The organism is uncultured Campylobacter sp. (assembly GCF_937997465.1).
In the GTDB taxonomy this organism is placed as follows: Bacteria; Campylobacterota; Campylobacteria; order Campylobacterales; family Campylobacteraceae; genus Campylobacter_A.
Map to the genome: position 1 here is coordinate 1 of NZ_CALKTQ010000269.1, position 7,001 is coordinate 7,001.

The following is a 7,001-nucleotide window of genomic DNA, read 5'->3' on the forward strand; positions in this document are numbered from 1 at the left end:
ATAAAATTTTTAACTTAAATGTAGAAGAAATCATTATTGTATTTCATGTTTTATTTATTGGATTTGGTTTTTTGATATTTTGTGTAGGCTGGTTTTTGTTTCTAAAAAAAAGACTGAGCAAATTTATTTCGGTAGTAGTAACTTTAATACTTACTTGTCTAGTTTATAAAGTAGGTGATGTTTATATAGTATTTTATTTTATGTCATCTTTTATCCCTATTTTTTTATATTTAATGAATAATAATAAAGTAATCAGTATAATACTTGCACTATTTATTTTATCTGCTTTTTCTGCAATATCAAATTCAATACGCTCCTATTCTTTTGTTCCAACTATACTTTTTATAGTTGTATATTTGATTATAAATTCAAAAATATCAAAAAGATATTTTTATATATTTTTTATAGTTGCTACTTTATTATTTGCCAATATTCTCCATATAATATATGAAAAAAGTGTTAATTATAATTTGTTGGAGCTCAATCAAAATGCTAATTTAAATACTAAACATGCTTTTTGGCATTCTGTATATGTTGGTTTAGGATATGTGGATAACGAGTATATACCGCGCTATCTTGACGAGGTAGCTATGCAAAAGGTTTATTCGATAGATCCTAGTATTGGGTATTTATCAAAAGAGTATGAAGAGGTATTAAAAAATGAAACATTTAAATTTATTAAAGAACATAAGATGATTGCGATACAAAATTTTGGGGCAAAATTCGGTGTTATGCTTTTATATTTTTTGATTTTTTCAAATATCGGATTTTATTGTTTTTGTGCCTCACTAAATAAAAAGAAAAAAGAATTTCTTATTCCGTGCTTATGCGCACTGGGCTTTAATTCGATTTTTGGATTTTTGGTTATACCTTCTATAGAGTATCTAATAGGATTTATATCGTTTAGCGTAATTTTCGCAATCTATTATATAGATAATTATATCAATGAAAAAGGGTTTTCAACGTGATACAAGCAATAGTTAAAAAAGGTAAGGTTTTAGCAGAGCAGATCCCTGCTCCAAGCGTTTCAAGGGGATGCGTTCTTATAAAAGTAGTAAATAGCTGCATATCGGCGGGCACCGAGATAAGCGGCGTATCAAATAGCGGTAAAAGCCTAATCAGAAGGGCTTTGGAGCAACCGGAGAACGTAAAAAAAGTCATCAATATGGTGAAATCCGACGGCATAGCCAGCGTCTATGCGAAGGTAAAAGGTAAGCTTGATAGCGGAAATCCTACTGGCTATTCGCTTAGCGGCGTCGTCATAGCGGTCGGAGAGGGCGTTTCAAATTTTGAAATCGGTGAGCGCGTCGCCGCAGCCGGTGCGGGACTTGCAAACCACGCAGAATACGTAGACGTACCTAAAAATTTAGTTATGAAAATGCCGCAGGATATGGACTTTGAACGGGCTTGCACCGTAACGCTCGGCGGCATAGCGATGCAGGGCGTTAGGCGGATCGATCTAAGGTTGGGCGAGACCTGCGTAGTTGTGGGAGCTGGGATTTTGGGGCTTCTTGCGGTGCAGATGCTTAAAATTTCAGGAGTGAGGGTCGCTGTCAGCGATTTTGACGATAGGCGCTTGCAGATAGCAAAGGAATACGGCGCCGAGCTTGTTATAAACCCGTCAAAAGACGATTTGCTAGATGTCGTTGCGTCTTGGAGCGGTGGATATGGCGCCGATGGAGTACTATTTACCGCCGCTACGAGCAGTAGCGAGCCGCTGTCGCAAAGCTTTCAGATGTGCAAGAAAAAGGGCAGAGTGGTGCTTGTAGGCGTTGCCGGCATGCAGATCAATAGAGAGGATATGTATAAAAAGGAGCTTGATTTTCTCATCTCCACATCCTATGGCCCCGGTCGCTACGATAAGAGCTACGAAGAGCAGGGGCTTGATTATCCGTTTAGCTACGTAAGATGGACCGAAAATCGAAACATGAGCGAGTATCTAAGGCTGGTAAATGAAAATTTGATAAAGTTGGATAAGCTCATAGACGCAAAATACCCTATCGAGCAGGTAACAGAGGCGTTTGAGTCGCTGCAAACATCGCAGAATAAGCCGCTTATGGTTTTGCTCGACTACGGCGAGGCAAATTTGGCTGAGCTTGATAGCTATCTAAATCACGATAAAAAAATCGTTATAAATTCCGCGCCCGTAAACAGAGACGTGATAAACGTCGCGTTCGTAGGCGTCGGTGGATTTGCTACCGGGATGCATTTGCCTAATATCTCAAAGCTTACGGACAAGTATAAAATTTACGCGGTAATGAACCGAAGCGGACATAAGGCAAAGGCGGTGGCGCAGCAATACGGAGCGAACTACGCTACTTCAAATTTAGACGATATTTTAAATGATAAAAACGTTGATCTGGTGATCATCTCCACGAGGCACGATAGCCATGCGGAGCTTACTTTAAAGGCGCTTGAAGCGGGCAAAAACGTATTTGTAGAAAAGCCGCTTGCGACAAACAAAGAGGAGCTAGAAAAGATAAAGAAATTTTACGAAGGTGGAGGCGACAAGCCCCTTTTATTCGTGGGATTTAACAGGCGATTTAGCGCTTACGCGCAGGAGATAAAAAAGCACACGAGCGCTAGAATAAATCCGATGATAATTAGATATAGGATGAACGCTGGCTATATACCGATGGATCACTGGGTGCATGAAAACGGCGGTAGAATGGTGGGCGAAGCGTGCCACATAATAGATCTAATGACGGCGCTAACGGGAAGCGAGATAGAGGGTATATTTTCACAGGCGATCACGCCGAGTAATGAAAAATATAGCGCCGAGGATAACAAATCCATCGTCTTAAAATACAAAGACGGTTCGGTGGCAAATATCGAGTATTTCGCAAACGGTAGCAAGGAGCTAAGCAAGGAATTTATGGAGATCCACTTCGACGGCAAGAGCATCGTTTTGGACGATTATAAAAGCCTAAAAGGATATGGAGTGGGGCTGAAAGAAATTTCAACGAGCATGAGTCAAAAAGGGCAGCTTGAAGAGCTTGAGGCGCTATTTGGGGCTCTAAAGGGAAGCAAAAAAGGCTGGCCGATAGAGCTTTGGGATATGGTGCAGACGACGGAGATTTCGTTTTTGATATGAGTTTGTTAGTGCAAGATATACTTAAAAAATACGATAAAATTTTAATAATCGGACCATATCCGCCTCCTCTTGGCGGAGTGTCGGTTTATATTTATAGACTGAGTAGGTCGCTAGATAATTCGCAAGTATTTGATGTATCCAAGAAAGGTTTTAAGAAATATATCGATTTGTTTGCGGTATTGTGCAAAACAAAATTTCGAGCCGTAAATATTCACTCGTTTAGCATGATGATAGTTTTTGTGCTTATGATTGCTAGACTTTTTAAAAATTTTGATTTAATTGCTACTAGCCATAATCCAAGGTTGTTTGAAGAGTCCTCTAAATTTAAGGCATTGGTTTATAGGGTTTTTTTTCATTACATAGATGTTTTGGTGGTGGTTAATAAACACATTTTGGACGATTACAAAAGTAGGAATTTGCATATTCCAAAAAGTATTATAATCGAGCATGCTTTTTTGCCGCCGCCGTTAGAGGAGGAAGATAAAATTTTAGCTACCTACCCCGAATCTTTTTACGATTTTATAAAAAGTAAGACGCGAATAATAACGGCAAACGCATTTCAAATATCTTTTTATAAAAATACCGACCTATACGGACTTGATATGTGCATAGAACTTACGGCTAAACTAAAAAACGTATATCCAAATTTGGGATTTGTTTTCGCACTAGCAAACGAAAAGGTTAATACGGAGTATATAGATAAAATGCATCTGCGTATAAAAGAGTTAAATTTAGAGGAAAATTTTTATTTTCTGACTGGGCAAAAAGAGCTTTGGCCTATATTTAAAAAGGCTAGTTTAATGATAAGACCTACAAATACCGATGGCGATGCCCTTAGTATTAGAGAGGCTTTATATTTTAAATGCCCTGCGATAGCTAGTGATGTATGTGATAGGCCAGAGGGAACAATTTTGTTTAAAAATAGAAATTTAGATGATTTATATGATAAAGTAAAGGATGTTTTATGTTAGATAATGTGATTTTTAGAAAAGATGAAATAATAAAAATATGTTGTGATAAAAAAGTTTTACACCTAGGATTTATACAGCATAAGTTGTATGAACAAAAAATCAAATCAAATGATTGGCTTCATAGCAAAATTGCAGAAGTTGCTAGCTCCTTAGTCGGTTTTGATTATTTGCAAGAAGATGTAGAAATTTTGAAAGATAAATACGGATATATTGCATATTACGCAGATGTTACTCAACTGGATAAGCTTGAATATCAAGATAAATTTGATATTGTGGTATGTGGAGAACTGATTGAGCATATTGAAAATCCTGGTTTAATGCTGGATGGTATAAAAAGATTTATGCACGATGAATCATTATTAATTATCACTACGCCGAATCCTTGGTCTAATGAGCGTATTAAGCTAATCAAGTCTGGGAATCTCGAAAATTTATGGTTAAATAAAGAGCATGTTTGTTGGTATAGCTTTGAGACCTTAAAGCAATTACTGGATAGAAAAGGATATGTAGAGAAAAAATATGACTATTATTACTCAGAAAACAAAAATATGTTTTTTAAGACAAAATCCTTTTTAGATTATATTAAAATTTTGAAAAGAATATTAGTATACCGGCTCACTAAAAGACAAAATTATGATGGCCTATTTTTTATTGCTAAAGCAAAGAGTAGAGATGATTAGTAAAGCGAAATGGTTTTTAGATAAAACCTCTCCCATTATTTTCGGTATAGACGATATTACAAATTCAAAATGTCAGTCACGTTTTTTAAGAGAGCAATGTGATTGTGGTTATCTTGGATTAGGCGATGGAGGTCTATACAATTATTTTGTAAACTATTTATTAAATAAATATCCAGAAATTAGAGTTACATATTTTTTGGTAATGAATTCGCACTCAACATATTTAGATAATGGTAAAACTGGATCTATATACAATAATGATGATTTTTTAAAGCTATTAAATTCCATTCTTGGTAGATCTGATGAGATAGCATACCATGGACATAATCATGGATATTCCAATGCTACATTGATGGATAGAAAATGGTGCAGAGAATTTGAGCAGTATTCTCCAAACGAATATTTTAATATTATAAAAAATGATTTAAATCTTTTCAAAAAAAGATTTGGCTACCAAATTTTAGGAGGAAGAACTCCGTGCTATAGTTTTAGAGAGGATTTGGTTGGAGGACTAATTGACTTAAAATTTCGTTGGTGGTCCTTTGACTTTAAGCCTTTTACTAATAATATTTCTTTGAAGTATGGCGATGATAAAATTATAGAAATGCCATCAAACATAAGCGGCGATGCTTTTATATATGGAGGAAATGCAATAAAAAGTAAAATTAAACACTTGCTAAATATCGTAAAGATAGAAAAAATGATGAAAAGTAGATATGTGATTAGTATAGCGGAGCATTTTATGAATGCTAGACCAGATGGAAAGAGGCAAACACCAAATGTTTATAATGATATAAATTCTTTAGATTTTCTCTTCGGCTATTTAAGGAATAAAGATGTTTGGTATGCTACTTTTAGTGAATGTGCTAATTATTACGAGAGCTATAATAATACCTATATTTTAGATATGGGCGATGGAGCGTTCGAAATAAAATATAAAGGTGACTGGAAAATGTTTCTAACATTTATTTCGGAACATAGATATTTACAAAATATACAAACTAAAGAAATTTATGAAGGCTTTATGAAAGATGATAAGTGGCTTTTTAACAATTTAGTTGAAGGAATATATAGGGGGGCGTAAAATGTATTTTGATAGACATTTTTCTTTAATTACTGGATATAGATTTTTGTTAAAAGATGTTATAAAATATATAACGACAATAGATTCTTTTTTTGATTCTAAGTATAAAATTTTAGATATAGGTTGCGGGAAAAAACCATATAAGAAATTACTAAAAAAGTCTGATTATGTGGGTCTTGATGTTTGCGAGTGTGAATATGCCGCTCCGGATATAATAGGTAATTCCGAGAGTATTTCTTGCGATAATTCTAGTTTCGATGCAGTTATGACAGTTTTTGTTTTGGACGACTCCTACCATATAAAACAAACTTTTTCTGAAATTTCAAGAGTTCTTAAGTCGGGTGGATATTATTTTGCTTTTGAAGCACAGAGCACAAGTATACATAATCCTCCTTTTGATTTTTTTAGGTTTGCTCCAAATGCCATGATTAAGCTAGCAAAAGAAGTGAATTTAGAATTTATAAGATATGATACATATGGCGGTGATTTTGCAAACATAGGTTTTGGTCTTATATCAATTATACGAAATACACTAAGTAGTCTCAGGCTAGAACCCTTTTTGGGCCCTGTATTTTACTTGCCGATAAACGTAACTTTCAGGCCTTTAGATCTAATAGGTAGATTAAAGATATTTAAAAATAAATATAAAAATAATTCCTTGGGGTATTTCTATGTTTTTAAGAAAGTAGAGAATGCTTAAAAGGTTTCTTAAGACGATATCTTTATATACTATTTTTTTGATGATTGAAAAAATTTTATCTGTACTATTTTTTTCATATATTGCTCATACTTTAAGCATGAATGATATGGGTGCATATGGACTGTACATGACTATATATGTATTTTTATCTTTTTTACTATCGCTAGAATTTAAATCCGGATACGCAAGATATTACTACGAATATTCTACAGAAGAATCCAGATATAAATTATTTTGCGGCATCGTTAATGTTACATTTCTTTCTCATGTAATTATGGGCATATTGTTATTGTGTATTATAAATTATTTTAATTTATTGAGTTGGAAAATTTTTATTGCTTTGTCTATTTTGTCATTTTCTGATAGCATGATATATCTTATACAGTATCAAAAAAGGTTGGAAGAAAAGGATATGCAATATGGAGTAATTATAATTAGTAAGATACTCTTAACAATTATATTTTATTTTATT

The 7,001-nt window shown here is 34.3% G+C and carries 6 protein-coding genes; all 6 read left to right on the top strand.

The genetic code is table 11. The annotated features are described in order from the left end of the window. On the top strand, positions 1–968 hold a 968-nt coding region (locus Q0546_RS08930), incomplete at its 5' end, for a hypothetical protein (protein ID WP_298792328.1). Further along, complete coding sequence (locus tag Q0546_RS08935; protein ID WP_298792330.1) at positions 965–3,094, top strand: bi-domain-containing oxidoreductase; 2,130 nt, start codon at positions 965–967, stop codon at positions 3,092–3,094. The genes Q0546_RS08930 and Q0546_RS08935, both read left to right, overlap by 4 nt. Further along, a complete protein-coding gene (locus Q0546_RS08940) occupies positions 3,052–4,065 on the top strand; it encodes a glycosyltransferase (RefSeq protein ID WP_298792332.1) in 1,014 nt (337 codons plus the stop codon). The genes Q0546_RS08935 and Q0546_RS08940 overlap by 43 nt, the downstream gene beginning before the upstream one ends. Next, positions 4,059–4,745 (top strand): methyltransferase domain-containing protein, encoded by a 687-nt coding sequence (locus Q0546_RS08945; protein WP_297950369.1) that lies wholly within the window; start codon positions 4,059–4,061, stop codon positions 4,743–4,745. The genes Q0546_RS08940 and Q0546_RS08945 overlap by 7 nt, the downstream gene beginning before the upstream one ends. Then, complete coding sequence (locus tag Q0546_RS08950) at positions 4,738–5,829, top strand: hypothetical protein (protein ID WP_298792335.1); 1,092 nt, start codon at positions 4,738–4,740, stop codon at positions 5,827–5,829. The genes Q0546_RS08945 and Q0546_RS08950 overlap by 8 nt, the downstream gene beginning before the upstream one ends. Before the next feature lies 1 nt (position 5,830). Continuing rightward, positions 5,831–6,529, top strand: a complete 699-nt coding sequence (locus Q0546_RS08955) for a class I SAM-dependent methyltransferase (protein WP_298792337.1) — start codon at positions 5,831–5,833, stop codon at positions 6,527–6,529. Positions 6,530–7,001: the final 472 nt, after the last annotated feature.

Excerpts from the sequence above, each read along its gene's own strand:
- Q0546_RS08945 (WP_297950369.1), top strand. The coding sequence starts at position 4,059 with ATGTTAGATAATGTGATTTTTAGAAAAGATGAAATAATAAAAATATGT.
- Q0546_RS08950 (WP_298792335.1), top strand. The coding sequence starts at position 4,738 with ATGATTAGTAAAGCGAAATGGTTTTTAGATAAAACCTCTCCCATTATT.
- Q0546_RS08955 (WP_298792337.1), top strand. The coding sequence starts at position 5,831 with ATGTATTTTGATAGACATTTTTCTTTAATTACTGGATATAGATTTTTG.